This window comes from Catonella massiliensis (genome assembly GCF_016651435.1).
GTDB lineage: Bacteria > Bacillota > Clostridia > Lachnospirales > Lachnospiraceae > Catonella > Catonella massiliensis.
Window position 1 is genome coordinate 45099 of sequence record NZ_JAEPRJ010000001.1, and the last position, 26896, is coordinate 71994.

A 26896-nucleotide genomic window follows, 5' to 3' on the forward strand; every position below is an offset into this window, starting at 1 on the left:
CAATAAAAGGAGGAGAAAGATATGAAGAAAAGAATAATGGGACTGGCACTTTGTGCTACACTTCTTGCGAGTGCTTTAGTAGGTTGTGGAGGCAATACCACAAAGACCACATCAGACACAAAGGCAAGCACAGCAAGCACCTCACAGGCTGCAAGCACAGCCTCAACCAAGTCAGAGGCCAAGAGTGAAACCCCTGCCAGTACAAAGCCGGAGGCAGTTACCCTGAATGTGGCATATATGCCTAACTACGGAAGCCTTTGGGCAATTGAAAATGCTATAGCACAGGGATATCTTGAGGAAGAGGGAATTACAGTTAACCTTACTGAGTTCCAGGACGGACCTACAATCATAGCGGCTATGGAGTCTGGAAGTATCGATATCGGATACATCGGACAGGGTGCTCATAAGCTCTGTATCAATGGAAAAGCTTCAATATTTGCACTTTCACACATCTCAAATGGTGACGCTGTTATCGGAGGAAAGGATATCAAGAAGATAGCAGACCTTAAGGGAAAGAAGGTTGCTTATTCCTCAGGTACTTCAAGTGAGGATATCTTACTTAAGACACTTGCTAAAGAAGGAATGAAGCTTAGTGACGTAGAAGCAGTAGACATGGATGCTTCAGCAATAGTAACAGCTATGCTTTCAGGTGGTGTAGACGCTTGTGCAACCTGGTCGCCAAATACACTTAAGATACTTGATGAAATGAAGGATGCAACCAAGCTTACAGACAACCTTACATTTAAGGATACCACAGTTTCTCTTGCAAGCTGGATTGTAATGCCTAATTTTGCTAAAGAGAAGAAGGACGTGCTTGTTAGATTTACAAAAGCTTTGTTTAAGGCTATGGACTATGCGGCAAAAGACCACCAGGAAGAGACGGCAGAGCTTATAGCAAAGCGTATTGCAAGCGACAAGGATACAGTATATGCACAGAGAGGCGATGCTGACTGGCTTACCGGTAAGGAAGTTTCAGCAGGTGCAGCAGACGGAACTGTAGAGAAGTACTATGAACTTCAGAAGAAGGACTTCATTGCAGCAGGTGCTGTAGAAGGAGATCCTGCGGTTAAGGACTATGTATTGTTTGATGTAATGATTGAAGCAGGCAAGTAAACTGTATACTATATGGCTGTCGGAAGCGGGTTGATACTTGCTTCTGACAGCTTTATCAGGTTTAAAGGAGGAATTATGAGACACGGATATTATAATTATTCAAAGGAAGAGCTTCTTAAGAATCCTAAGATAGAGCTTATTTCTATGGAAGACGGTGAGAAGGTATTTCAGTCAATGGCTGAGGAAATGGTGGCTGAGATAGAAAAAAACAATGAAATGGGAGAAAATACAGTATTTATATGCCCTGTAGGCCCTGTTGGGCAGTATAAGTATTTTGTAGAGGCTGTAAACAAGGGAAGGATAAGCCTCAAAAACGTATGGTTTATAAATATGGATGAGTACCTTACAGATGAAAAGGAATGGATAAGTAAAGATGATCCTTTAAGCTTTAGGGGATTTATGTACAGCGAAGTATATGATAAAATAGATAAGGACTTAGTAATGCCTGAAAGTCAAAGAGTGTTTCCTGATCCTAAGAGGCTAGGCCGCATACCTGAGCTTATAAATGAGCTGGGCGGTGTGGATATCTGCTTTGGAGGAATTGGGATAAATGGTCATGTGGCATTTAACGAGCCTGAGGAAGGACTAAGTGTCGATGAATTTAGAAATCTTCAAACAAGGGTGCTTGAGATAAAGCCTGAAACCAGGGCAATCAACGCAGTAGGCGCGCTAAACGGTGCCATTGAAGATATGCCAAGGTACTGTATAACCATAGGCTTTAAGGAAATATCGGAGGCGAAGAAAATAAGACTTGGCTGCTTTAGAGACTGGCACAGGGCTGTGGTAAGAAGGGCTGCCTATGGGGAGATGACGACAGAGTTCCCGGTTAGCCTATTGCAGTCACACAAGGATATAAATATCAAGTTTCCGAGGTTGGTCGCAGAGATAAAATAGGAGAAGATATGGGAAATACATTTATTAAAGGAGCAGAAGTATATATTGACAAGGCATTTACAAGGAAAACTATAGAAATAGAAGGTTCTAAAATAAAGATACATGAGGAGGACTATCCACTCCCAAGTGATGCCACTTTGGTGGATGCCGAGGGTAAAAGGCTTGTACCCGGCTTCATAGACATCCATACTCACGGAGGAGTGGGAGTTGATGTGAACTCTGCTACAGCAGATGAACTTGAAAAAATAGGAGAGTTCTTTGCATCAAACGGTACTACTTCCTGGCTTTGCTCTATACTTACAGACACCAAAGAACAGACCGAGTGGTGCATAGAGCAGTTTAATGAATACAAAAAATCAGAGAGAAAGGGTGCGGACCTTGTAGGCATACACCTTGAGGGACCTTTTCTTGCAAAAGAGTATAAGGGAGCAATGCCCGAGTACCTCCTTAGAAGGTTTGACATAGATTTACTTAGGGAATATCAGGAAAAGTCGGGAGGAAATGTCCGCTATCTGACGGTTGCCCCTGAGGTTGACGGAATAGCGGGCGGAGTAAAAGAGATAACTAAGCTTGGCATAGCTGTTTCCTTGGGACATTCAGGCGCAGACTATGAAACCACGATGAAGGCAATTGAAAATGGAGCCACTGCCTGCACCCATACCTTTAATGCAATGAAGCTTTTACACCAGCATTTTCCAAGCATCATGGGCGCTGTCCTAGAGACAGATGTGTACTGTGAGGCCATTTGTGACGGAAGGCATCTTCATCCTGGAGTAGTAAGGCTTCTTATCAAGGTTAAGGGGCTAGACAAGGTGGTTGCAGTTACGGACTCAATTATGGCGGCAGGCCTGCCTGATGGAAAGTACAAGCTTGGTGTAAATGATGTGGTTGTTGAAGACGGAGATGCAAAGCTTGCAGAAAACGGAGTAAGGGCAGGAAGTACTCTTACACAGAACGTCGCCCTGCTTAACCTGCTTAAATTTACAGGAAGGCCTCTTGAAGAGATTTTACCTATACTTACTAAGAATCCTGCAAAGCTTGTAGGAATATATGACAGAAAAGGCTCTATAGCTGACGGCAAGGATGCTGACCTGGTTTTACTTGATGAAGATGCTAAGATATCAGAGGTCTTTGTTATGGGAAAGAAGCAGGAGAGAAAGTAAGAACAGGATTTGGATTAGGAGAGAAAGATGCTTATTATACTGACTATTTTTTTGGTTATATCAACCGTAATCATGGTATTTCTAAAAAAGAACAGGGAGATGCTATTGCTTTTGGGACTTTGCATCTGCCTTATGATGGAAATAGCCGGAGTTATGATATACATAGCCAAAAAGGGCGGTATATCCTACAATGTAATGCAGTTTTTTTATTTTACAGATGCCTTAAGGGATAAGTTTCGATACTTATACATCAGCCTCGGGCAGCTTGGATTTTTGATTACATTGGGGCGTCTTTTCTTTCCTTATTTTTTGTTAAACCTTGCCCTAAGCTACTCCATGATTGAGGCAATAAGGCGGAATAACAGGCTGAAGACAATTACCCTGATTCTGCCGGTACTCACCACTGTATTATACTATCCAAGTATCTACCACAAGCTGGTCGATACAAGGGAATCCTGGCAGATATATATGGCTGAGGGAAGCATGATATGGATAGTGGGCTATCTTATCATAGCTACGGTTTTACTTCTGGTAGAGTATGCCTCTATAACGATGAAGCTATGCAAGGTACAGTTTAGAAAAATTATTATAAGTCTCCTTGCTCTTACAGGAATTTATCTGCTCTATTGCAGGCAGGATCCCGGGCAGGTATATAAGTTTTACAGCTCTCCCTTTGCCTGGAACAAGGGAATAGGATATCTTCAGGGCAATCCTACGCTTATTAGCTATATTACGCTGATTACGGTAAGTGTGGTGTGCTGTGTGATGGGCTTTTACAGCCTGTTTAGCTTCACCAGCGACAACTACACTGAGAGTAAAGATGATGCCATCATAAGGAGGAAGTTTGACACCGCAAGAATCGGCGCATCTATGTTTGTGCACAGTATGAAGAACCAGATTCTGTCAAACAAGGTAATATACAAAAGAATATCGAATTTGTTTGAAAATGAGCCCCCTGACATGGTAAAATTAAAGGAGTATATATCTGCCCTTGAAAATGCTAATACAAACATGTTAAACAGGGTGGAAGAGCTATACAGGCATGTAAAGGCTAATGAAATATATATGGTGCCGGTTTCCATGGAAGAAATAGTGGAATCTGCTGTTGACAGGTTTCATGAAAAATATCCGGACGCAAAGGTGGTTAAGTCGTTTAACGAAGAAATGCAGATACTGGCTGACAAGTCACATTTATCAGAGGCTGTCTGCAATATAATTGCAAATGGCTATGAATCGATGCTTGAGGCAGGCACAGCTAAAGAGAGAGACATTGAGATTAGGTGCTACAATGAGAGGCTCTACAGTGTGATTGAGATAAAAGACTATGGTAAGGGGATGAACAAGAAGCTAAAGAAGAAGGTCTTTGACCCCTTTTTCTCAAGTAAGAATTCCAATCATAACTGGGGTATGGGACTGTATTATGTAAGGGAAATAGTGAAAAGCCACCTTGGACAAATAAATATAGAAAGTGTGGAGGGAAGAGGAAGCAGCTTCTATATAATGCTGCCAAGGTATAAATGATGTGGGTGTCAAAAGCGCTTGGTGCCTATGATAGATTGACAGGTGGAATAAGAATTGGAAAGAAAAATAAGAGTTTTAATTGCGGATGATTTCGTGTATTTGAGAGAAGACTTGACGGAGCTTATAAATAAACAGGAAGATATGGAAGTGGTGGGAACTGCCGAAAGTGGAAGTGAAATCATTGAACTTGCTGAGAAAACAGACCATGACATCATACTTATGGATATTGAAATGGAGCAGACCAATGCAGGGATACTTGCGGCCGAAGCCATTAGGGATGACAATCCTGACTCGATGATTATCTTCCTTACAGCGCACGAAACCAAGGAAATGATACTAACTGCTATGGGTGCGGGGGCAGTTGACTATGTGGTAAAGGGACTTGATGATGAGGTTCTTTTAACTCATATAAGAAGTGCCTACGAGGGGAATCCTATTATGCAAAGCAGGGTCAGGGATACTGTTATGCAGGAATATGAGAGGCTTCAAAAAAGCGAGAGAAGCCTGCTCTTTTTTATCCATTGTATATCAAACCTTACAGGAGCAGAGAGGGAGCTTGTTAAGCTATTGCTTCAGGGGTGTAAGGTCTCTGAGATTGCTGATATAAGAAAGGTTGAAAACAGTACAGTAAAGACACAGATTAAAAGCCTGCTTAGGAAGTTTGGCTGTGCCAGAAGCAAGGAAGTGGTAAGCCTTATCGAGGAGCTTAAGATAGGTCATCTGTTTTAATGGCATAGGTGTTTGAAGTATAAAGGCTGATTGTGGCTTATTTTCTGAGGATTTGTCAGCTTTTTAAGTGACATCGGTTTTATAATACAAGTGTAGAATAATTGGGGCAAAATAGTGATGGAAATATTATTTTTTGTAGTTTGTTTTTTGGCATCAATAGTTGGGGCAATCTGTGGTATAGGCGGAGGGGTTATTATTAAACCTCTCCTTGATGCGCTTCAATTCCTGGATGTAAGTCAGATAAGTTTTTTATCAGGCTGTACGGTTTTGTCTATGTCAACTTACTCTGTGATTAAATCTAAGCTTAGCGGTAAGAAAGAGGTAGACATAGCTACGGTCTTACCTGTGGGTATAGGAGGTGCTATAGGAGGGATAGCCGGGAAATGGCTGTTTTCATTTATAAAAAGCCTTAGCGACAACCCCAACAAGGTGGGAGTGGTACAGGCTGCCTGCCTCCTTATAGTAACTGTATTTACTCTGGTTTACACTGTATTTAAGGATAGAATAACTACAAAGAAGCTAAGAGGTCTTCCTATCCTCATACTTGTGGGCTTACTCCTTGGCATCATGTCATCCTTCCTTGGCATTGGCGGTGGGCCTATCAATCTGGTGGTTTTATTTTATCTCTTTTCAATGACCACGAAAGAGGCTGTAATTACCTCGCTTTACATCATTTTCATCTCCCAGATAGCAAGTCTCGCTACATCTATCATTACTAACACCGTACCGGAATTTCCTGTAAAGGTACTCGTTGTTATGGTGGCTGGAGGCATCCTTGGTGGGGTTGTAGGAAGAATAGTGAATAAGAAGATTGCTGATAAGACCGTAGACAAGCTCTTTATAGGACTTATGGCTGTGATGATAGCTATAAATATTTACAATATTTTTGGACTTGTGTGAGAGAGGAGGGAAAATAAAATTTTAAAAACCTCTTGCAATATACTTAAAAACATGTTATACTTGCTTTCGTTCGATTGAGAAAATTGAATAAAGAAATGCGGAAGTGTTGAAATTGGTAGACAAGCAAGACTAAGGATCTTGTGGCTATTGCAGTCGTGTGGGTTCAAGTCCCATCTTCCGCACTATTTTTTTGCCCATACCGATTTATCTGCGGATGTGGCGGAACGGTAGACGCGCTAGATTCAGGTTCTAGTGAGAGCAATCTTGTGTGAGTTCAAATCTCATCATCCGCACTAATCAAAAACTGTTGCAATAAGGCTTAACTTAGGTTATCTTTATTGTAACAGTTTTTTTATGTGACAGGAAATTTCTCCGAAATTACCTGTCACATAAAAATCTCTCCGAGGGATGCACAGCTCGCGGAAGGGGAATTTGCCTTACGGCACCGCTCGCGCGCGAAGTGTGTGCGAGCACACACTTTTTTATTAATATAGGAGGACAATATGGTAAAGGCAGTTTATCCCGGCAGTTTTGACCCGGTAACAAACGGGCATATAGATGTAATCACCAGGGCGGCGGCAATAGTAGATGAAGTCATTATAGGTGTGCTTGTAAACAAAAAGAAGTCTCCTTTTTTCACTATGGAAGAAAGATTTGAGATGCTAAGGAAGGCGGTAGCGGATATACCGAATGTCACGGTAAAGACATTTGAGGGTACTACTGTAGACTTTGCAAAGGCAAACAATGCAAGGATAATAGTAAGGGGGTTAAGGGCGGTTACCGACTATGAGAATGAAATGCAGATAGCACAGACAAACAGGCAGATTTGCGAAGAAATCGAGACGCTGTTTCTTATAACCTCGCTTGAATACGCATTTTTAAGCTCTACTATAGTAAAAGAAATCGCTTCCTTTGGGAAAGATGTATCTAACTGGGTACCTAAGGTGGTTGAGGATAAACTTAAGGAAAAGTTTGGTACAAGCTTATTGTAAAAGATGCTTAAAAGAAGTATACTGAAGGTAATAATAAAGGCAGGTTAACTAACGCGGGAAAAGGAGGAAGGTTATGAACAAAGTAGTAACTATAAGCAGACAGTATGCAAGCGGAGGACGCGAGGTTGCGGAGAAGTTGGCTAAGGAGTACGGTGTTCCGTTTTATGACAGGGCTCTTATAGCCAAAGCAGCGAAGGAAAGCGGATTTGCAGAGGCTGCCTTTGATAATGTAGAGATGAAGGCTACCAACAGTCTCCTCTATTCCATAGCAATGGGAATGAATGCCTACGGAAGCCCTGATCTTGGGTACACCCACCTCTCCCTTGATGACAGGATATACATAGCACAGTCTGATATTATAAGAAAGGTGGCTGATGAAGGGCCTTGTATCATAGTGGGACGCTGTGCCGACTATGTGCTTAGAGAGAGAAAAGATACAGTTAATATTTTCATCTGGTCTTCTATGCCGTTTAGAATCAAGAGAGCAATCGAAAGAGATGGAGTCGAGCCGGATAAGGCAGAAGAGACAATAACCAGGATGGATAAGCGCAGGGCAAACTACTACAACTACCACGCCATCGAGAAGTGGGGCGTAGTTACCAATTATCATTTATCAATTCAGAATGATTTTAGAGGTGTGGACAAGACAGTTGAGGTTATCAAGCAGTTTATCAACAGCCTTGACTAACATAATGTTACAGGTGATTTAAAAAAGGGGTTTCTCTAGTTGCATTAGAAGCCCCTTTTTTAGAACCAATTGTAAGGATAATTTAATAAAAAAGATACTCATGGCTTAAAAAATGGGTGTTATACTACGGGTATATGTAGCAAAGTAGTTAAATATAGGTATCAAGCGAGTTTGATACACGTATTAAAAGTATAGGAATAAGAAAATCTGGTAAAATTATGGGAAAAATCATCGAATTGAAAAATGTGAAGAAAATATATCACATGGGAAATGAGAGGATTAAGGCGGTAAATGGAGTCAGCTTTGAGATAAATAAAGGAGAATTTTGTTGTCTCCTTGGTACCTCAGGCTCAGGAAAATCCACGCTGCTTAACCTGATGGCGGGCATAGAAAAGGCTTCATCCGGTGAAATCCTCTTAAAAGGCTATGATATAAGGCATATGAGCGAGAAGAATCTTGCCGACTTCAGGCAGCATTATCTGGGGTTTGTATTTCAGGCTTATAACCTCATTGGCTCTATGAATGCTGTAGAAAATGTGGAATTGCCTCTTGTATTTAAGAGGGTGGATGCAAAGACCAGGAGGAGGCTTGCAGAGCAGATGCTAAAGCAGGTAGGACTTGGAAGCAGGCTTACTCACAAACCAAAGGAAATGAGTGGTGGCCAGCAGCAGAGAGTAGGTATAGCAAGAGCCTTTGTTGCAAAGCCCGAGATTGTGTTTGCGGACGAGCCCACAGGAAACCTTGATACCAAGACTACTATGGAGGTTATGGAGCTTATACACGCAATGGCAAGAAGAAACAGGCAGACCATTGTTATGGTAACTCATGATCCGAGGCTTGCGAGCTATGGCGATAAGATAATCCACATTTTAGATGGAAACATTCAAAATGTTGAAGTGATAAAAACTGCTGAACAGATTGAAGAAGAGAGCAGGATAGAGATTGAGAAGTTTAAAGAGCTTCAAAAGGAGCAAAAGAAGGCAAGGGAAGAAAAGCTTGCTAAACTAATGGGTAAAAAGACGGAGGAAATAAAAGATGAAGCCAACAAAGATAATTAAAAAAGGTGCAGCACTTGTTCTTGCGGCAGCCATGATATTTACCGGGGCAACAGGTTTTCCCGGAGGTATGAGTGTTGCAAAGGCATCAGAGATTGATTTTAACAACCTAAAGCCTTTAGTGCCAAAGGCGGTACTCGCAGATGTGCTTAGGCCTTACAATGTAAAGCCCGGTGATGTGGTAAATGTTACAATACCTGTCAAGGCTTCAAACTACAATATAAGAAAGCCTGTGGTAAATGTTGACCTGAGCAAGACTCCGGGCTTTTCCCTTGCTTCAGATGTAACAATAACAGATGATAAGGGCAATAAGGTTGAAAGCATATTTGTAAGTAATACTGCCTATGTTAAGTTTGCGGTAAAGATTCCGCTTAATGCAAAGAAGGGTAGATATAACGATATCCCTGTTACCTTTATTACTACAGATAGCTATGACAACTATCAGGAGGTGGCTCTAGAGCAGTCAAGTAAGCTTACCTTCGTTGTTGACAGCCAGAAGAAGAATGCTAAGCTTTCCCTTTTTGACTCAGACTATCCAAGGAATGTTAGGGACAATGATGATGTAAATATCAAGCTTACCTTCCACAATGACGGTGAACTTAATGCTGACAATGTAACTGTAAGTCTTTCAGGATATGAGAGCACTCTTATACCAAATGACCAGCCTACAGCTAATATAGGGACCATTAAGGGTGGTGAGGATGGAAGCGTTGATTTTGATTTTGATGCAATAGAGAACCTGGCCGCAGGAGTTACCAAGATAGACGTAACCGTTAAATACGATAACTCAGACGGCACGGCGGCGGACCCACAGACCTTTACCCTTTCTATGCAGACTATCCCTAAGAAGACTGAGGCTGAGAAACTTGAGGTAAGGCCTGTGCTTCAGGTAACAAGTGTTAACTATCCTCATTATACTGTAAAGGTGGGCGACCATTTTGATGTGGTTTATGAGTTTAAGAATATCGGTAAGGTGGACGCCAAGAATATAGTTGTGGATACAACAGGATATTCAGAGGCAGGATTCAAGCCTGCTACAGCCTATGATAAATACAGACTTGCTTCACTTAAGTCGGGTGGAGTATTTAGAATAAGAAGAAGCTTTACCGCTATAGAGACCATTACTGACGGAATGAAGCCTATTACCGTAAACTACTCATATTATTCAGTTAAGGATAAGACACTTGCTACCCAGATTACCGATACAATGAGTATCTACATCGACACTAAGGGGAAGGAAGATTCAGGTGAAGTAGACAACAGTATGCCTAGACTTACCGTATCCAAGTATAGTACGGGTAAGGGTAAGATAAAGGCGGGAAAAGAATTTGTTTTCACCTTTGATGTGAAGAATCCACATCCTACAGCATCAGCAGACAACATAGTTGTTACCATATCCTCGGCGGACAACAGCTTTGCCATAGTTGAGGGAAGCGCGAGTATGTTCATCAATTCCCTTAAGGCTGGACAGAGTGAGACATTAAGCATACCTCTTAAAGCAAAGGGAGATATAGCAACAAACGGATATGACCTTACAATTACCTTTGATTATGAATACTTAACCAAGGATGTTGCCAATAAAAACGCACTTGTAAAGAAGCAGAACAAGATAGAAGAGAAGTTAAAGCTTCAGGTATACTCAGATGACAGGCCGATGGTTGCTAATATCTCAGTTGGTGCGGGAGATACGCCTGTGCTTAACGAAGCAACCTCACTTTCATTTGATTTCAACAACATGGGTAAGTCTGTACTCTACAACGTAACAGCTAAGGTTAAGGGTGATTTTAAGTCTACTAACGAGGTCCTCATTATCGGTAATGTAAATGCCGGCGAGGGAAGATCATGGTCTATGGATGTAACCCCTCAGGTGGATGGAATGGGAAAAGGAGTGCTTACAATATCTTACGAGGATAGTAATGGCAATGTAAACTCCTATGATACAGATTTTGAAAGTATGGTAAGTGCCACAAACCCTGACGAAACTCCTGATACTCCTACTGATCAGTTGCCGGTTGACGAAGGGCCAAAGGATATAATTCCTCTTTGGGCTTTCATATGCGGGAATGTGGTTATATTCATCGTAGGTGCATTGGTAGCAAGAAATGTTGCAATAAAGAAGTACAAGAAGAAAAAGATAGATGAAGCAATGCGTGAAGATGAAGAGCTATAATAAAGGAAATTGAGGTGATTACATTGAGCGAGAATTTATTTATATTAAACGGAGTGCTTACAGCTACTGCCGGTAGCGCAGCTACAGCTGAGCCACTTCCTGAAGCAAATGTGGATGCAAACGGCAAGGTTACAGTTGTGCAGCCTGGGGGAACAGGTAATGCTACATCTGCAACTGACAATACTCAGACAGACGCAGGAACCAAGGCAGGTGATACAACAACTTCAGCAGGAGGTTCTGCAAGCACTTCACAGACAGGGATGACTTCAGGGACAGAAACTGAAACAGCCGGCTCCGCGGCTCCACAGACTTCCGGAAATACAGCGGTTGAAAGCGGTAATGAGGCAACAGGAGCCGATGCCGGTATGGAGGGCGGAGACGTTGGCAATATGACTGGAGAAGCCGGTATGACCGGTGGTGGAGATGCTGCCATGGACGGTGCAGGCGGTATGGAGGGCATGGGCACTGAAACAGGAGCCTCCTTCTCCGTGACAGGGAGTGTGCCTGCCATGATAGGTATAACTGCGGGAGTGCTTGCACTTTCTATATTAGCGGGAATAGTCCTTGCTAAGTTAAAGATAAAAAAGGGTATTAATTTATATGAAGATTAGTGATCTTATGAAGATGGGCCTTAGGAATCTGGGAAGAAGAAAGGCCAGAACTGCACTTACAGTTGTCGGCATTGTCATAGGAACCATATCTATAGTTGTAATGATATCCATCGGTATAGGCATGAACCAGAGCTTTAGAGAGAATCTTATGCAGTATGGAAGCTTTACCGTTATAAATATGGAAAAGAACCAGGTAAGCATTGATGATAAAGGAAACTACTCTGAAAAGAAGCAGAAGTTAGATGATAAGCTGATAGCAAAGCTAAGAGAGATTCCTCATGTAAAGACAGTGTCGCCTGTTATTACTTTTGCAGCAAAGCTAAAGTATGGAGTATATGAAAACACTGTTCAGGTTAATGTAATGGATTCGGACTCTTTTGAAGCCCTTGAATTTCCTAAGCTAAAAGACAACAAGACATATAAGAAAAGTACCAATAGAGCTAAAATCAAGCTTTGGGTAGGAGCAGAAGGCTTCCAGGGATTTTACAATCCCAATTCAACGTCATTCCAGCCAAAGACAGTTGATCCTCTAAAGGACAGGGTTACTCTTACTATAAATGAGGAGGAGTCTCTTCCTCGTGATGACAAAGGAAACCTAAAGATTCAGCTTAAGGACTATGCTACAGACCTTGCGGTATTTGACACGGAAGGCTACAGTGAATATTCTTTCGGTGTATATATGGATATGGGGCAGTTCTTAGAGATATATAAGGATTTTGTAAAACAGCTCCCTGCTGATAAGAGAAGGATAGCTGAAAAGAAGCTTAAAGAGTATGGCGGTATTAAGATAAATGCAGACAGTGTAGAGAATGTTCAGGATATTCAGGATACCATTAAGAAAATGGGCTATAAGTCAAGCAGTATGTCAGACTATACCCAACAGATTGAAAACTTCTCAAAGACCATTCAGATGGTACTGGGCGGTGTAGGAGCCATATCTATGCTTGTTGCGGCGATATCTATTGCTAATACCATGATAATGTCCATCTATGAGCGTACCAAGGAAATCGGTGTAATGAAGGTACTTGGCTGCCAAATAGTTGACATCAAAAAGCTTTTCCTTTTTGAGGCTGCCATGATGGGACTAATCGGAGGCGTGATTGGAATAACGCTTAGCTACGGAGCTTCTTACCTGTTAAATACCTTTGGCGGAGCCTTAGGCAGTGCACTTAACATGATGGGTGGCGGTGATGAAGGCGCGGGTGGAAAACTCTCTGTTATCCCACTCTGGTTGCCATTACTTGCTTCAGGTTTTGCTATTTTAATAGGTATCATATCAGGATATTATCCTGCAAGCAGGGCTACTAAGATATCTGCTATAGAGGCTATGAAGAATGAGTAACTTTATTGGTTAAGAAGATATTGGTGTCAAATACTTTTGACACCCACATCATTTAATATCAGATTTGTATGCTAAAACTTCCTTTGGAGAATGAAACTCTGAAGGAAGTTTTTTTGATAGGAAATTGCTCCAAAATTCTCTATCAAATAAAAATTCTGCTATCGGAAAATATTTAAAATCTTTTCTAATAAAACTTTCCTAAGTAACGAACTGTAGCTTATAGAAAGTTAATTTTAATTGACAAACGATATTATATATTATATAATATACTATTATAACCAATAAATAAGAAGACAATTATTTATAGAAAGGAGATAACTATGACTTTTCAGGTAACTGCTCCACTGCTGGACGCCTGTGTGCTGGGTATATTGGAAAAGGAAGACTTTTATGGATACACACTGACACAGAAGGTACAGGAAGTAATAGATATATCTGAATCCACTCTTTACCCGGTACTTAGAAGGCTTCAGAAAGAAGGAGAACTTGCAACTTATGACAGCCCTGTACAGGGAAGAAACCGCAGATACTATAGGATAACACCGGAGGGGAAGGAAAAGCTTAAGTTCTACAAGAAGGAGTGGAAGTCCTATAAAGACGGGATAGACAGACTTCTAAGAGGAAAGCTTAATGTTGATTTTTCATTTTCAGTAAATATCAATAATGGCAAGGGGGATAAAGAGTAATGAATAAGAATGAATTTATGGAAAGCCTGAAAGCAAAGCTCTCGGAACTTAATCCGGAGGATAGGGAGGATGCCATCAATTACTATTGGGAATATTTTGAAGAGGCAGGCTTTGGAGAGGAAAGTGACGTAACTAAAAGTGTAGGCAACCCGGAAGATGTGGCAGCGAAGATTATAGGGGCATCTGCATATGTGAATGAAACACGTGCAGAAGATAATTCAACAGAAACAAAGGAGGAGGTTTGCAATACACACGCTCCTTGTAATGACAGTGAAGATAACAAATCATCTAATACGGGAAATGATAGTGTAGAGACTGAAAAATACTCAGACAAAGCCTCAGACAAAGCCTCAGAAGGCGATAGAAAAGCCATATTTGAATGTACTGCACTTGAACTTTATAAGGATATAACGCCCGATGCCTTTGACAGCATAGATATAGACGTATCCTCCTTAGATATAATCATAAGGACGGGAGACGAGTTCGGTATATATGTTAACTGCAAAGAAAATGAGCCTGTTATCAAAAAAGAGGGAAGCAGACTGATAATAAGGGACAAGCGTAAGTCAAAAATATTTGATTTTAATTTTAACTTTAATATATTTAATAAGAGCAAGGAGTTTGTTGAAATTGTTATCCCAAGAGGAAAGAAACTTCTTGAAGTGCGTGGTGAGACAGATATGGGCAAGCTATCCCTCTTTGCTATATCAGCAGGATACCTGGAATTAGAGGCAGACATGGGCTCCGTTGAAGTGGTTGGAGTAAGCACTCCGGAAGCAAAGATAAAAGCAGATATGGGACATGTTGCTGTTAGAGACAGTGAAATAAAGAGGTTTATTGTAGAGAGTTCTACAGGAGCTGTCAATGTAAATAGCTTAGAAGCTGAGTTTACAGATATTTCGACAGAGACAGGCTATATCTCTCTGGAAGATGTAAAGAGCAATGACCTAAGGCTCAAATCCGAGACAGGCTATGTCAAGTCTAAAAATGTTTGTGCAGAAAGAATTACTGCCAAGACAGATACAGGACTGGTTAAGCTAAAAAAGGTAGATGCGGACTATATAGATGCAGGAAGTGATACAGGCAGTGTAAACCTACAGCTTGTAGGAAGCAGGGATGATTACAGTCTTGACCTTACCAATGACCTTGGTGTGATAGTTGTAGACGGCTTCAATAACGGAAGAGGAATATTTAACAACAGCTTCAGAGAAAAGAGAGGAAGCAGGCAGGTAACGGCAAATGTAGACACCGGTAAGATAAATGTAGAGTTCCTTGGAAGATAAAGAGAATAATTCTCAATAAGACCTTAAAAAGTTTTAAAAATCCATTTGACAATTGTTCAAGCTTATGGTATATTGTATAACATAATATTGTACGCAATCAAATCACAGAAAGAAGTCGTACACTATAATTAACTTACATTTGAAAGGAGATTTTGAACATGTCATTAATTAACAAAGAAGTATCAGATTTTACAGTACAGGCTTTTGAGAATAATAACTTTAAAGAGGTAAGCAAGAAGGACATCTTAGGAAAGTGGAGCGTATTCTTCTTCTACCCAGCTGATTTTACATTTGTTTGCCCTACAGAGCTTGAGGATCTTCAGAACCTTTATCCAAAGTTCAAGGAAGTTGGCTGCGATATCTACAGCGTATCTACAGATACACACTTCGTACACAAGGCATGGCACGACAGCTCAGAGAGAATCTCAAAGCTTACATATACAATGCTTGCAGATCCTACACACGTACTTTCAAAGGATTTTGAGGTATATATCGAGGAGAACGGTCTCGCTGAGAGAGGTACCTTCGTAGTTAATCCTGAAGGAAAGATTGTTGCTTACGAAGTAAACGCAGGTAACGTAGGACGTAATGCTGAGGAGCTTTTCAGAAAAGTTCAGGCTCTTCAGTTCGTACACGAGCACGGCGATGAAGTTTGCCCAGCTAAGTGGACTCCAGGCGCTGAGACATTGAAGCCAAGTCTTGACCTCGTAGGACAGCTTTAATTCTAAGCATAGACTCTGAGGATTGTGATAAGTAAGCTCCAATCCCATTCTAGTGTGTGACATATTATTTTTCGCATACGAGTGTAATAAATGGTAATAATCAGGCTGTCGTATTAAGCGTACACTGCGAGATGTGGTGGCGAGATACGACAGCCTTTTTAGAGCATAATATACATTTGTTTGGTTTATCCGGGTTGTGCAAAAATATTCGTAATCCGTTTATATTTGAGAAAAATAGCTGAATACGCGTGTTTTGTGCTTTTGCTAATTGCATTACAAAAACCGGATTTTGATATTGAGATTTTTAGATAAAAAGGTTAGAATAGAGTAGATAGAGATAACTAACCAGATTTATATATACAGAGGAGGATACATGGATAACAAGAACTTATATGATGTTGCTATCATTGGAGGAGGTCCTGCAGGACTTACTGCGGCTCTTTACCTTGCAAGAGCCTGCTACAGGGTAATAGTGCTTGAAAAGGAGAAATTTGGTGGACAGATTACTATTACTTCTGAGGTGGTAAACTATCCAGGTATTGAAATCACAGATGGAAAGACACTTACCGAGAAAATGCGTGTACAGGCACAGAACTTTGGAGCGGAGTTTAAGCTTGCCGAGGTAACATCTATAAATATGGATAATGATGTAAAGGAGATAGAGACCACCAAGGGTAAGATTCACTGCCTTGGTGTACTTCTTGCTACAGGTGCACACCCTAGAATGATTGGCTTTGAGGGAGAGGCAGAGTACAAGGGCCATGGCGTGGCTTATTGTGCTACCTGTGATGGTGAGTTCTTTACAGGAAAGGACATCTTTGTAATAGGCGGTGGATTTGCTGCTGCGGAGGAAAGTGTATTCCTTACAAAGTACGCAAAGCATGTAACCATTCTCGTAAGAGAAGAGGACTTTACCTGTGCCAAGGCTACAGCAGATGAGACTAAGGCCAATAAGGATATAACAGTACTTTACAACAAAGAGGTTGTAAGAGTTGAGGGTGACGGAGTACTTAGAAGCATTACCTGGAAGGATTTGGTTTCAGGAGAAGAGACCACCCACAAGGTAGAAGATGATACCTTCGGTGTGTTTGTATTTGCAGGCTATGAACCTGAAACAAGCCTTGTAAAGGGACTTGCAGAGATTGATGAAAGAGGCTACATAATTACAGATAAATCTCAGATGACGACAAGAGAGGGACTTTTTGCAGCGGGAGATGTGTGTATCAAGCCTCTTAGACAGGTAGTAACTGCAGTTGGCGATGGAGCTCTTGCGGCTACCGAGCTTGAAAAATATGTAGTTAAGATGCACAAGAAGACAGGACTTGTTCCTGAACAGCCTGTAAGAGAAGGAAGTGCAACCAGCCACAATATCACTCCTGCAAGCGTAAAGCCGGCCACAGAGGATAATGGCAATGCACTCTTTACATCAGATATGCTGGCTCAGCTAAATGCTGTATTTGGCAAAATGGAGAGTAAACTTGTGCTTAGTCTCGGGCTTGATAACAGAGATTCATCAAATGAGCTGAAACACTATATGGAAGAGCTTGCAAAACTTACAGATAAGCTAAGCGTAAGGCTTGAGGAAAATGTAGATGAAAAAGAAGCCCCTTATGTGAAGGTATGCAGGGAGGATGGAAGCTACTCAGGACTTGCATTCCACGGTATACCGGGAGGACATGAGTTTACCTCCTTCATATTAGGTCTTTACAATGTGGCGGGACCGGGACAGCAGATAGAGGATGACATCAAGTCTAAGATAGAGGCAGTTGACAAGGAGATAAAGATTAGGCTCATGGTCAGCCTTACCTGTACAATGTGTCCTGACCTTGTTGTTGCGGCTCAGAGAATTGCTTCTCTTAATCCTAAGGTAAGTACAGAGGTATATGACCTCAACCACTTCCCAGACCTTCGTGACAAATACCAGATTATGAGTGTGCCTTGTATGGTGATAAATGACGGCAAGCCTAATTTTGGTAAAAAGGATATAAGCCAGGTTCTTGATTTAATTTAATATACAAGTGTCAAAAGTATAAAAATTCGATTGGTGCTTGTTTGCAAGAGAATTTATTATCTCTTGGCACCTACATCATATAATTAATAAGTTTTAAAACATAAACTCCGTAAATCTTATATAATAGCATAAGGTTTACGGAGTGTACTTTTTAGAGAAAATTTAACATTTATTTCTTCTTTTTATTCCCCATTGAATAGGCATTTAGTATTAAGATGCCGCCTATACCTATGAAGGCTGCGTACTGATTGTTGTTACCCTTATAATACATATAGCCTGCAAATATAAGGATGATGGCACCTGCTATCAGTTTTATGTAAAAAGGCGAAAATTTCTTAGGCTTCATAATCCCTCCCCAAAGTGTTTTAAGATATTATAGTGCTTTTTTGCAGGAAGGTAAAGAGTGAAGTGAATGAAGTTTGGTGTGAAGTGGTGTGAAGTTTTGTGTGAAGTGGTGTGAAGTTTTATGCGAAGTAGAGTAAAGTTTCGTGTGAAGTAGAGTGAAGTTTTGTGTGAAGTGGTGTGAAGTTTTTGTTTACAACTTCATCAATATACTATATACTATAATCATAATACCAAGGGAAAGGTGGAACTATGTATATAGAAGAGTTAATAGATAAGGCTTATTTAGAAGATAAAACAATAGAATATAAGGGAATTATTGCCGAAGGTAAGGATAAGAATGGGAAGGCTCTAGAAGTAGGCTGGCTAAAGACTCTAGTAGCATTTGCCAATACAGATGGGGGAAAACTAATAATTGGCGTTGAAAATAAAACTCACAAGGTTGTAGCATTAGATAGGAATAAAGCAGATAATATTGTACTGATGTTACATAGACTCATACGTGAAAAAATAGATCCCATTATAGACTATGAAATAACGAGTATACCGGTAAATGATACTGTTCCAATAAGATTTGTGCTATGTGTACAGGTGAATGCTAACAAAAATTTACCTGTAGCACTACACGATAACGGGTTGTTGGGAATATACGTGAGAAATTACGGGAGAACTGATATTGCCTCACAAGAGCAGATAAGAGATATGGTTCTTATGAGCGACAATACACCATTTGATACAATGCTTACAGATGAAATATATCATAAAAAAGATTTTTCAAAAATGTTTAAACTAATATCAGATAATGGAGATAGTGTAGAAGATAAGGAGTTGATATCAAAGAACATAATTTCCGCAGAGAAGAAACTATCTAGAGGAATGTTGTTATTTAAGGATAATTGTAATGATATCAGAACTAAACTTGTGGCAACTCAGTGGCCGGGAATCACAAAGGGCAGTTCTGTTGTTATTGCAAGTGAAGTGTATACAGGCAATCTTTTAGAAGTTATAAAAAAGACAATAGAATTTATAAAAAATCATTCAGTAAATGGATATAAAAAGGAAATTGATACGAGGATAGAATACATATCGTTTCCGGGTAGAGCTGTTACTGAAGGGGTAGTAAATGCTGTTGGGCACAGGAACTATTATATTCAGGGGAGCCAGATAGAGGTAAATATTTTTAAGGACAGACTTGAAATAACATCACCGGGGGCACTTCTTGGAGTTAGAGAGCTACATAGAGAAAAAAACATATCGAGTATTATACCTAGAAGAAGAAATGAAATAATATGTGAAGTTTTGGAACTTTGTAAATATATGGAAAAAAAAGGGTCGGGTTTTGACAAAATAGAAGCCGATTATAAAGGGAGAGGAGAAGAATATAGGCCATATGTTTCTGCAGATGCACAATCATTTACATTGACCTTGCCTGATTTAACTTTCTCGAGTGGAGTTGTAAGTGAGTCAAGAGATAATCCTGAAGTTTATGTAGAAACTGTTTTAGAAGGGAAAAATGACCTTAAAATATTATCTTTTTGTTTTGGGAAATATCGAAAGGTATCTGAAATAGCAAGTTATGTAGGTGTAAAGCCGTCAACCTTTTTTAGAAAAAATGTAATATCGAGATTAGCCGGCAAAGGCCTTCTCCTTGAAAAGAAAGTAGACAACGTAACTATGTTTAGTTCCAATGTGAATTTGGTAAAACTTAAAGATAACAATATTTAGACGGAAAAAGAGTGTAGAGCCTACGAATTAATGGTTCTACACTCTTTTTGCAAATGTAGCAATGGTAGTCAAGCCTTTTCAACCTTTTCTCATCCTTATCAAGGGAAAATCTGCCCCATAACAGGAGTAATCTCTACTATAGTTCCTTCCGAAAAAGCAAACAGGATGAAGCTTACTATGAATAAGACAGCTATATATCTGATTCCCTCAAACCTCTTATACAGTCTTATAAGCATAAGTATGGCGGCGGTGAACATAACCAGAAGAAACCAGGCTGCTACCAGTCTCCTAGATGTAAAGCCATAGCTTGCCACATATAAGTAAAGCTTGAAATAATCAAGGATGGCAAAGCAGATACCTGTGGCGGCAAAAAGAGTGGCAAAAAACTTCACCCGCTTGTCCTTAAATTCTATGAGGCTATCAGGTGCGAAGAAGAAAAATACACCGAAAACCGAGAAATTAAGCATAAGTATCTGAATAAGTTCATAAAAGCCTTTTACTGCAAGCCTTGAGGCCTCGGGAGCGGTAAAAGAATCAGAGCTTATAACCGGAATCATTGTACGAATCTGGAAGATAAAAAATATTATGTAAATGGTACTTAGGGCAGCAAACACAGTAATTACGGCAAACTTTGGTATGTGCCTGTAGTCTGTAAGCCCGTTAACTATATTTTCTTTCTTAAATTCAGGCTCATTTTTGATGGCTGAACCACCAATAAGCCCCATAAGAAAGGCTCCTACAGGTATGGTAATAATGATTCTTGGCAGCATAGTCATAAAGAAATAGTTGTTAAACAAAGTATCAAATCCCGGCAGCAAGCGGGCAATTCCGCTCATTAAATGAGCAAATCCGCTGTCTACATCAGAAAGCAGGGAGGAAGCAAATAATACAAGCAACAATGTTGCAATTATTGTAAGAATTATAGGCAGATGCTTCTTCTTGTTAAACTTAAAGGTGCGGTTCTTTATGGCATTTACAAAGACAATCACTCTTAAACCTAAATTAGAAAAAGGTATAATGATAAAGGCGGAGAGGAAGTCAAAGAATACCATAGGACCGGTCTTAGCCTCTGCTGTCACACCCATCCTCATAATTACATAGTAGGCTGCATTGCAGTGAAGAAAGAGGAGCAAAAATGGCGAGAAGGAGCTTTCGCTTTCAAATGTTCTCATACACCATAGGATGGAAAGCAGTATAAGGGTAATAAGCCAGAAAATGCTCTCTCTATTTCTTGCTTTATTGTATTTTACAGCGGTAAACTCCGTAATTCCAATGAAGACAAGTGTAAATATAAAAAACCTTAGGTTAAAGTCAAAGCCGCCAACATGAAGAATGATGGAGCGCTCGCCCATGATATCAGGATAAAAATAGGCAAGAACGTAGGTAACAAAGGTTAACAGCAGTAAAAATGGTCTATATACAAATTTTTTCTCATTCATTTTCTTCATCCTCCCTGTATTCTATTATGTCGCCCGGTTGGCAGGAAAGTGCCTTGCAAAGCGCCTCAAGAGTAGAAAAGCGGATTGCCTTTGCCTTGTTGTTTTTAAGTATCGAGAGATTGGCGTTGGTAATGTCTACCTTTTCAGCAAGCTCAGAAAGGCCTATATTACGCTTTGCCATCATCACATTTAAGTTAATATGAATTCCCATAATCGTCCTTTCTTATATGGTTAAGTCAAGTTCTTCCTTCATTGCGAGAGCCTGTTCAAAGGCATTTTTAATCACCCTCACAATGAGCATCATAAAGAGGGCTGCTAAAGTAAGCACAAGGAAATACTTGTCGTAGAGTACAGTTACAATAATTAGAAGTGAACCTGCTGCAAGACAGCCAAAGCTAATGTACCTTAGCCACTTTATGTTCTCGGCGGTAAATACCCGGTCTTTTTCGAGGTTGCTAACCAGCCTGAACATACAAAATAGCGTACATAGAGCAATTATGCCCAAAACATAGCTTATAAAGGTGATGATATAAAATGACAATTCTTTGCTTATATTTATCCTTGCTCCGCCAGTCATAGCTAAAAATCTTGTTATAAGATAGTTGCCAAAGAACATCATTACCACTGAAATAAACATAAGTACAATTATGCAAAACTTGGTTAGAATTATGCTCTTCTTACTGCTTATAAGTGAATCTTTCATACTGCCTCCTTATGGATAATTGTTATAAGCGGATTATATCAGGGTGGGTATTGAATGTCAATAGAAATTTATTGAAAAACGATAAATTAATAATGATAAACGGTATGAAGGCTTGGGCTGTATCTGAGGGAAACAAAATATAGAACTTTAATAAGCCAAGATACTGTATGTGTTTTAATAAAAGTATGGTCTATGACCGTGGATTCAGGCAAATAGCTAAGACTTAGCGAATTTCATTAAAATAATCAGCATAAACCTTGAAAATTAGCCTGAAATTGCTTATAGTATAAGTAAGAGCAATAATGTAAATCTAGTCACAGGAGGTGTGGTATGTTTTCAATAATTTCGGGAGTAGGGGCATTTTTAGTAGATCAGTTCTTAAAGGGACAGGTTGAAAAGGATAAGATAGAGACAGGAAAGCAGTATTTTGGAGACCTTATTACTATCAAGAAGTCAGTAAATAAGGGACTCATTATGAACAACCTTGAAGAAAAACCAAGATGGGTGCTTTCCTGGGTGTCTGCAATGTTTGGTATGACTGCTTATATATATCTGCTTACCCTTGGCAAGAAGCATAGAAAGATAAAGAGACTTGGTTTAGCCCTTATGGTAGGTGCAGCAGCCTCCAATCTCTATGACAGAATCACAAAGGGCGGTGTCACTGATTATTTTGTAATCAAGGGCATACCTAAGATAGTATTTAATCTTTCTGATTTGGTGATTATCCTTGGTGCTGTGATATCGGTGCTTGGTGAGATAGTAGGGGATGATGATTAGTTTAGCGAAAGACTAGAGCTGATTTATTTGCGAAGACTTCCCACACTATATGGGTGTGTGAAGTCTTTGTTAGATGATATAACAAGCAGTGGCCTACCGGTAATTACTAAAGATGCAACCCCACTGGGACATTAAATTCTTCGCAAAAGGAGGAAGCTTTGATAATAAATAAGTAAGTGTCTTGATGATAACGAGTTATAAATTTGAGTTTACAGTGAAAGGAAAGGATGTTATCTAACTATTTTATAAAAGGAGTCAATTGTGGAAATTATTGAGAAAGCTTGCGCTGGAACAGAAGACAAAAGCGACTGTTTAATTACAGTTTCCAAAGGAGAGGGCAAGGTAACTGTTCATTTAATCTCCAATGTGTTATATGAGTATGGAAATCAAATTGTAGATATTATTCATAAGACATTAGAAAGATTAGATATTAATGATATTACGGTTGATGTTGAAGATAGGGGAGCATTTGATTATGTGATTATAGCTCGCCTTGAAGCTGCAATCTATCGCGGCATAAAGCAAACAGATCAGATTCCATGGGGAGGATTGTTTTATGAATAAAAAAAATCGTTTACGAAGAACGATGATGTTTTTGAATGCACAGAAGCCAACTTTGCTAAAAGATCCTTTTATTTATGGACCGGATTCACTTATCTTTGACTTAGAAGATGCTGTTGCGCCGGAAGAAAAAGACGCGGCTCGATTTGTTCTTGCTCATGCACTTAAAAAAGTTGATTACCATAATTGTGAAAAAGTGGTTCGTATTAATGGAATTGATACTCCATATTGGAAAGAAGATATTCGTTGTGCTGTCTTTGCCGGCTGTGACAGTATTCGTATTCCAAAAACAGAATCTGCAGAGGGCGTAAAGGAGGTTGAAGCAGAGATAATAAAGGCTGAACAGGAAGCTGGGGTTGAATTAGGCAGTACCTTACTTATGGCAGCCATTGAATCAGCGCTGGGTGTGTTAAACTTACAGGAAATATGTGGTGCTTCACCGAGATTATTTGGAGTTGCCTTATCGGCAGGAGATTATACAAAGGATTTGCACACTGTGATTACCGGTACAGGAGTAGAGTTAAACGGTGCAAGGCAGCAGATGATTATAACCGCCAGAGCAATGAATGTACAGTGTTTCGACACCGTATATACGGATTTAGATGACATGGATGGATTAAGAAAAGAAACACAGCTAATACATGATATGGGATTTGATGGAAAGTCAATTATCAACCCCAGACAAATTCCAATTGTTCATTCAGTTTACACACCAAGCAGAAAAGATATTATCTTTGCAGATAAAGTTGTGAAGGAAATCGATGAAAAAAGAGCACAGGGGATTGGAGTGTTTACAGTAGATGGGAAAATGATAGACGTTGCTTTCTATGACGGTGCTAAAAGGACAATAGCACTTGCGAAAGCGGCAGGAGTTTATCAGGAGGTGGAAAATGATTAATGCGGTAGGACGAGAGATTCCGCAGGAAGTGTTATCAGAGACTGGTAAAAAAGTCTTTCAGGGTACATATAAGTATGATAGATATGAATATAAGAAAACCGCGGTAAAGTCAAGGGCACGTATTGGCGGAAACGTAAGTAAAATAGAAGGCAGTATTGAAGAAATACTAAAAAAATGTGGTGTCCATGACGGAATGACAATTAGCTTCCACCATCATTTCCGTGAAGGTGACCTTGTTGTTATGCAAGTAATGAATACTATTCACAAGATGGGATATAAGGATATTAAGATTTGTGCCAGTTCTCTTGACGGAGCACAGGATGAACTTGTGGATATGATTGAAGATGGGACTGTCACACGTATAGAAACCTCGGGAGTTAGAGGACAAATTGGAGAAGCAATCACTGACGGAAAATTAAAAGGTATAGCCATTTTGCATTCTCATGGTGGGAGAGTGAGAGCCATTGAGACAGGTGAAACCAAAATTGATATCGCATTTATAGGAGCGCCAAGCTGTGATGAATACGGTAATTGTCGTGGAGTAGGTGGCAACAGTAATTGTGGAGTGCTTTCCTATGCTGCCATAGATGCAGAATATGCAGAATATGTAGTTGCTTTGACAGATTGTATTGTACCATTTCCAAATTTTCCTGCTGATATTAGCATGACACAGGTAGATTATGTGGTCAAGGTTGATGCAGTCGGTGACGCAGAAAAAATAGCAACAGGTGCAGCCAAGCCTGTGACAGATATGAGAAAATTAATGATGGCACAAAGCTGTGCTGATTTTATAGCTTGTACACCTTATTTTAAAGATGGTTTTTCATTTCAAACGGGAATTGGTGGTGCTGCCATTGCAACTGCACATTACTTGGCAGATAAAATGCGTGAATACAACATTCATATGGGTTTTGGTGCCGGAGGGATGTCAAAACCAATGTGCGATTTGTTAGAAGAAGGTCTGGTAAATTGCCTCCTTGACACTCAGAATTTTGATTTGCCCTCTATTGATAGTTTGATTTCTAACCCAAAGCATTTTTCCATTACGACCAAGGAATATGCAGATCCGTTTTGTAAAGGGGCTGTTGTCAACAAACTGGACTTTGTAATTTTAGGAACTTTAGAGGCAGATATAAATTTCAACTGTAATGTAGTTGTGAGCTCAGAAGGAAAGCTGATGGGAGCGCAGGGAGGACATCCGGATACAGCTGCTGGGGCAAAGTGTACTATTGTCATTACACCTCTTTTGCAGGGAAGAATTCCAGCTGTGCGTAACCAGGTAACTACTGTCACAACGCCAGGTGAAACGGTTGATGTTATTGTAACTGACTATGGAATTGCAATTAATCCGAAACGTACCGATCTTCTTGAAGCGGTGAAAGATTCACACATTTCGCTGAAAACTATTGAAGAATTGAGAGATATTGCGTATGGAATGGCAGGAGAACCAGAACCGTTGGAATACGAGGATAGAGTAGTGGCGGTAATCGAATCAAGAGACGGAACTATCATGGATGTCGTTCGAAAGAGAAAAGATAAAACACCGAATTAAGTTTTTTCATTTCTTGACAGAGTATTTTACTGTAATGGAAAGGATGAAGTATATACAGCATTCCAGTTTAAACCGGGAGCTGCGGTAGCCGTTGCAAGAAGAGGTGGAACCACACACATGCTTAACATTGCATCCATTATAGTCATTGCAGTCACAGGAATTAGGTATTTTGACAAGTGAATGCTTTTGTATTTCTCTTGAAATGGTAGAAGGGTATTTCTCGAGGAAATCAGCAATGTTTCTTGCAACGATATCGTTCAATGTAAATGCACCAGAGGTACCTGTCAGAGTAAATGCAACACCATGTTGCATTTAAGTTGAAAAAATACTCTGGAAAAAATCTTCGAACACAGTCAATTAAGATATTCTCATCGAAATGATTTTGTGTTATACTGGACATGGCATAAATCTAATTTGTACAATGGTTTCTTGTCAATTCCATTATACCAAACTGGGCAGGTTTATGCCATTCTTTATTGGCTGAAATATTGAATTTTCAAGGTTTAAAATACCGTATTGGTGTGGGAAGTCTTAGTCAGTTTATATAACTCGACGACTTAGAATTTCTAATTCGGAGCTAATATCATAAATTCTGTAAATAAAGTAGCAAATAAAGTAGCAAATAAAGTAGCAAATAAGAAAAGAATGTCATAGAACGTAGGGGTGGCAGTAAGGCTGGTAAGTGGATTATTATAATGCAAAATCGGGATGAGACTTTGTAAGATAAAATAGCACATTACTAACCGGCTTAATGGTAGTCAGAAGACATCAGCTCCTAATCGGTCTTAGTAGTAAGGGTATAGTAGAAGATAACTGCGCATAATCAAAGAAATTAAGCAGTATATGTAGGTAGGTGGCATGCTAAAATCGCTTGTTATGTCATTCCGTTAATTAAAGAAGAAAAATAGCTAATGAAATAAACTGCTTAATTTGGTATAATTAATCATCACATACTACTAAGGGCTATGATGAAAAAGAAGAATAGTAAAAATCAGGTGGAATTCCACCTGATTTTTTCG

25 protein-coding genes and 2 tRNA genes are annotated in these 26896 nt (G+C 39.9%); 23 read left to right on the forward strand and 4 right to left on the reverse strand.

The genetic code is table 11. From position 1 onward, the window contains the following. Nucleotides 1-21: 21 nt before the first annotated feature. The 18 genes from JJN12_RS00225 to JJN12_RS00310 all read left to right on the forward strand — a co-directional run bounded on the left by JJN12_RS00225 (nt 22) and on the right by JJN12_RS00310 (nt 17880). Nucleotides 22-1113 (forward strand): ABC transporter substrate-binding protein, encoded by a 1092-nt coding sequence (locus tag JJN12_RS00225; RefSeq protein ID WP_208427805.1) that lies wholly within the window; start codon nt 22-24, stop codon nt 1111-1113. Nucleotides 1114-1188: 75 nt separating this feature from the next. Then, complete coding sequence (locus JJN12_RS00230) at nt 1189-2007, forward strand: sugar phosphate isomerase family (RefSeq protein WP_208427806.1); 819 nt, start codon at nt 1189-1191, stop codon at nt 2005-2007. Between the two features lie 8 nt (nt 2008-2015). Then, complete coding sequence (gene nagA / locus JJN12_RS00235) at nt 2016-3170, forward strand: N-acetylglucosamine-6-phosphate deacetylase (protein WP_208427807.1); 1155 nt, start codon at nt 2016-2018, stop codon at nt 3168-3170. A 27-nt stretch (nt 3171-3197) separates the two neighbouring features. Then, entirely contained in the window at nt 3198-4691 is a 1494-nt protein-coding gene (locus JJN12_RS00240; protein ID WP_208427808.1) for a sensor histidine kinase, read from the forward strand. 54 nt (nt 4692-4745) lie between these two features. Then, the gene (locus JJN12_RS00245) at nt 4746-5420 is read left to right on the forward strand and encodes a response regulator transcription factor (RefSeq protein ID WP_208427809.1); all 675 of its coding nucleotides are present in this window, start codon (nt 4746-4748) and stop codon (nt 5418-5420) included. Between the two features lie 117 nt (nt 5421-5537). Then, nucleotides 5538-6320: a sulfite exporter TauE/SafE family protein gene (locus JJN12_RS00250; RefSeq protein ID WP_208427810.1), complete on the forward strand. Its 783-nt coding sequence runs from the start codon at nt 5538-5540 to the stop codon at nt 6318-6320. Nucleotides 6321-6417: 97 nt separating this feature from the next. Continuing rightward, nucleotides 6418-6502, forward strand: a tRNA-Leu gene (locus tag JJN12_RS00255). A gap of 28 nt (nt 6503-6530) precedes the next feature. After that, nucleotides 6531-6613, forward strand: a tRNA-Leu gene (locus tag JJN12_RS00260). A 210-nt stretch (nt 6614-6823) separates the two neighbouring features. After that, a complete protein-coding gene (coaD, locus tag JJN12_RS00265; protein ID WP_208427811.1) occupies nt 6824-7312 on the forward strand; it encodes a pantetheine-phosphate adenylyltransferase in 489 nt (162 codons plus the stop codon). Between the two features lie 73 nt (nt 7313-7385). After that, complete coding sequence (locus JJN12_RS00270) at nt 7386-8000, forward strand: cytidylate kinase-like family protein (RefSeq protein ID WP_208427812.1); 615 nt, start codon at nt 7386-7388, stop codon at nt 7998-8000. Between the two features lie 218 nt (nt 8001-8218). After that, a complete protein-coding gene (locus JJN12_RS00275) occupies nt 8219-9058 on the forward strand; it encodes an ABC transporter ATP-binding protein (protein WP_208427813.1) in 840 nt (279 codons plus the stop codon). After that, nucleotides 9036-11225 carry a COG1361 S-layer family protein gene (locus JJN12_RS00280; protein ID WP_208427814.1) on the forward strand — a complete coding sequence of 730 codons (2190 nt, stop codon included), beginning with the start codon at nt 9036-9038 and terminating at the stop codon, nt 11223-11225. Before JJN12_RS00275 ends, JJN12_RS00280 begins: the two co-directional genes overlap by 23 nt. Before the next feature lie 23 nt (nt 11226-11248). Then, on the forward strand, nt 11249-11836 hold the full coding sequence (locus JJN12_RS00285) for a hypothetical protein (protein ID WP_208427815.1): 588 nt from the start codon (nt 11249-11251) through the stop codon (nt 11834-11836). Continuing rightward, nucleotides 11826-13178, forward strand: coding sequence for an ABC transporter permease (locus tag JJN12_RS00290; protein ID WP_208427816.1), 1353 nt, complete (start codon nt 11826-11828; stop codon nt 13176-13178). Before JJN12_RS00285 ends, JJN12_RS00290 begins: the two co-directional genes overlap by 11 nt. A 320-nt stretch (nt 13179-13498) precedes the next feature. Beyond that, complete coding sequence (locus JJN12_RS00295; protein WP_208427817.1) at nt 13499-13864, forward strand: PadR family transcriptional regulator; 366 nt, start codon at nt 13499-13501, stop codon at nt 13862-13864. Further along, nucleotides 13864-15147 (forward strand): DUF4097 family beta strand repeat-containing protein, encoded by a 1284-nt coding sequence (locus tag JJN12_RS00300; protein WP_208427818.1) that lies wholly within the window; start codon nt 13864-13866, stop codon nt 15145-15147. The genes JJN12_RS00295 and JJN12_RS00300 overlap by 1 nt, the downstream gene beginning before the upstream one ends. A gap of 158 nt (nt 15148-15305) precedes the next feature. Continuing rightward, complete coding sequence (ahpC, locus tag JJN12_RS00305; RefSeq protein WP_208427819.1) at nt 15306-15869, forward strand: alkyl hydroperoxide reductase subunit C; 564 nt, start codon at nt 15306-15308, stop codon at nt 15867-15869. 373 nt (nt 15870-16242) lie between these two features. Continuing rightward, nucleotides 16243-17880, forward strand: a complete 1638-nt coding sequence (locus JJN12_RS00310; RefSeq protein ID WP_208427820.1) for an FAD-dependent oxidoreductase — start codon at nt 16243-16245, stop codon at nt 17878-17880. Nucleotides 17881-18049: 169 nt separating this feature from the next. On the opposite strand, the gene JJN12_RS00315 is transcribed toward JJN12_RS00310, so the two are convergent. Then, the gene (locus JJN12_RS00315) at nt 18050-18226 is read right to left on the reverse strand and encodes a hypothetical protein (protein ID WP_208427821.1); all 177 of its coding nucleotides are present in this window, start codon (nt 18224-18226) and stop codon (nt 18050-18052) included. A gap of 248 nt (nt 18227-18474) precedes the next feature. Between JJN12_RS00315 and JJN12_RS00320 the strand changes: the two genes are divergently transcribed. Next, the gene (locus JJN12_RS00320) at nt 18475-19947 is read left to right on the forward strand and encodes an ATP-binding protein (RefSeq protein WP_208427822.1); all 1473 of its coding nucleotides are present in this window, start codon (nt 18475-18477) and stop codon (nt 19945-19947) included. 98 nt (nt 19948-20045) lie between these two features. Here JJN12_RS00320 and JJN12_RS00325 read toward each other — a convergent pair whose 3' ends face one another. Genes JJN12_RS00325 through JJN12_RS00335 form a run of 3 tightly spaced genes read right to left on the reverse strand, consistent with a single transcriptional unit; the run spans nt 20046 to nt 22089 of the window. Then, nucleotides 20046-21386, reverse strand: coding sequence for a DUF4153 domain-containing protein (locus tag JJN12_RS00325; protein ID WP_208427823.1), 1341 nt, complete (start codon nt 21384-21386; stop codon nt 20046-20048). Further along, complete coding sequence (locus JJN12_RS00330) at nt 21379-21597, reverse strand: helix-turn-helix domain-containing protein (RefSeq protein WP_208427824.1); 219 nt, start codon at nt 21595-21597, stop codon at nt 21379-21381. The genes JJN12_RS00325 and JJN12_RS00330 overlap by 8 nt, the downstream gene beginning before the upstream one ends. 12 nt (nt 21598-21609) lie before the next feature. Beyond that, the gene (locus JJN12_RS00335) at nt 21610-22089 is read right to left on the reverse strand and encodes a DUF2975 domain-containing protein (protein ID WP_208427825.1); all 480 of its coding nucleotides are present in this window, start codon (nt 22087-22089) and stop codon (nt 21610-21612) included. A 330-nt stretch (nt 22090-22419) separates the two neighbouring features. Between JJN12_RS00335 and JJN12_RS00340 the strand changes: the two genes are divergently transcribed. The 4 genes from JJN12_RS00340 (at nt 22420) to citF (ending at nt 25877) form a co-directional block, all read left to right on the forward strand. Further along, a complete protein-coding gene (locus JJN12_RS00340) occupies nt 22420-22866 on the forward strand; it encodes a signal peptidase II (protein ID WP_208427826.1) in 447 nt (148 codons plus the stop codon). 261 nt (nt 22867-23127) lie between these two features. Beyond that, nucleotides 23128-23430 (forward strand): citrate lyase acyl carrier protein, encoded by a 303-nt coding sequence (gene citD / locus JJN12_RS00345; RefSeq protein WP_208427827.1) that lies wholly within the window; start codon nt 23128-23130, stop codon nt 23428-23430. Next, nucleotides 23423-24325, forward strand: coding sequence for an aldolase/citrate lyase family protein (locus JJN12_RS00350; protein WP_208427828.1), 903 nt, complete (start codon nt 23423-23425; stop codon nt 24323-24325). Before citD ends, JJN12_RS00350 begins: the two co-directional genes overlap by 8 nt. Beyond that, entirely contained in the window at nt 24318-25877 is a 1560-nt protein-coding gene (citF, locus tag JJN12_RS00355) for a citrate lyase subunit alpha (RefSeq protein ID WP_208427829.1), read from the forward strand. The genes JJN12_RS00350 and citF overlap by 8 nt, the downstream gene beginning before the upstream one ends. Nucleotides 25878-26896 lie beyond the last annotated feature (1019 nt).

What these genes read in the sequence shown, in the direction of transcription:
- JJN12_RS00225 (WP_208427805.1), top strand. Translation starts at nt 22, where the DNA reads ATGAAGAAAAGAATAATGGGACTGGCACTTTGTGCTACACTTCTTGCG.
- JJN12_RS00230 (WP_208427806.1), top strand. Translation starts at nt 1,189, where the DNA reads ATGAGACACGGATATTATAATTATTCAAAGGAAGAGCTTCTTAAGAAT.
- nagA (WP_208427807.1), top strand. Translation starts at nt 2,016, where the DNA reads ATGGGAAATACATTTATTAAAGGAGCAGAAGTATATATTGACAAGGCA.
- JJN12_RS00240 (WP_208427808.1), top strand. Translation starts at nt 3,198, where the DNA reads ATGCTTATTATACTGACTATTTTTTTGGTTATATCAACCGTAATCATG.
- JJN12_RS00250 (WP_208427810.1), top strand. Translation starts at nt 5,538, where the DNA reads ATGGAAATATTATTTTTTGTAGTTTGTTTTTTGGCATCAATAGTTGGG.
- coaD (WP_208427811.1), top strand. Translation starts at nt 6,824, where the DNA reads ATGGTAAAGGCAGTTTATCCCGGCAGTTTTGACCCGGTAACAAACGGG.
- JJN12_RS00270 (WP_208427812.1), top strand. Translation starts at nt 7,386, where the DNA reads ATGAACAAAGTAGTAACTATAAGCAGACAGTATGCAAGCGGAGGACGC.
- JJN12_RS00275 (WP_208427813.1), top strand. Translation starts at nt 8,219, where the DNA reads ATGGGAAAAATCATCGAATTGAAAAATGTGAAGAAAATATATCACATG.
- JJN12_RS00280 (WP_208427814.1), top strand. Translation starts at nt 9,036, where the DNA reads ATGAAGCCAACAAAGATAATTAAAAAAGGTGCAGCACTTGTTCTTGCG.
- JJN12_RS00290 (WP_208427816.1), top strand. Translation starts at nt 11,826, where the DNA reads ATGAAGATTAGTGATCTTATGAAGATGGGCCTTAGGAATCTGGGAAGA.
- JJN12_RS00295 (WP_208427817.1), top strand. Translation starts at nt 13,499, where the DNA reads ATGACTTTTCAGGTAACTGCTCCACTGCTGGACGCCTGTGTGCTGGGT.
- JJN12_RS00300 (WP_208427818.1), top strand. Translation starts at nt 13,864, where the DNA reads ATGAATAAGAATGAATTTATGGAAAGCCTGAAAGCAAAGCTCTCGGAA.
- ahpC (WP_208427819.1), top strand. Translation starts at nt 15,306, where the DNA reads ATGTCATTAATTAACAAAGAAGTATCAGATTTTACAGTACAGGCTTTT.
- JJN12_RS00310 (WP_208427820.1), top strand. Translation starts at nt 16,243, where the DNA reads ATGGATAACAAGAACTTATATGATGTTGCTATCATTGGAGGAGGTCCT.
- JJN12_RS00315 (WP_208427821.1), bottom strand. Translation starts at nt 18,226, where the DNA reads ATGAAGCCTAAGAAATTTTCGCCTTTTTACATAAAACTGATAGCAGGT.
- JJN12_RS00320 (WP_208427822.1), top strand. Translation starts at nt 18,475, where the DNA reads ATGTATATAGAAGAGTTAATAGATAAGGCTTATTTAGAAGATAAAACA.
- JJN12_RS00325 (WP_208427823.1), bottom strand. Translation starts at nt 21,386, where the DNA reads ATGAATGAGAAAAAATTTGTATATAGACCATTTTTACTGCTGTTAACC.
- JJN12_RS00330 (WP_208427824.1), bottom strand. Translation starts at nt 21,597, where the DNA reads ATGGGAATTCATATTAACTTAAATGTGATGATGGCAAAGCGTAATATA.
- JJN12_RS00335 (WP_208427825.1), bottom strand. Translation starts at nt 22,089, where the DNA reads ATGAAAGATTCACTTATAAGCAGTAAGAAGAGCATAATTCTAACCAAG.
- JJN12_RS00340 (WP_208427826.1), top strand. Translation starts at nt 22,420, where the DNA reads ATGTTTTCAATAATTTCGGGAGTAGGGGCATTTTTAGTAGATCAGTTC.
- JJN12_RS00350 (WP_208427828.1), top strand. Translation starts at nt 23,423, where the DNA reads ATGAATAAAAAAAATCGTTTACGAAGAACGATGATGTTTTTGAATGCA.
- citF (WP_208427829.1), top strand. Translation starts at nt 24,318, where the DNA reads ATGATTAATGCGGTAGGACGAGAGATTCCGCAGGAAGTGTTATCAGAG.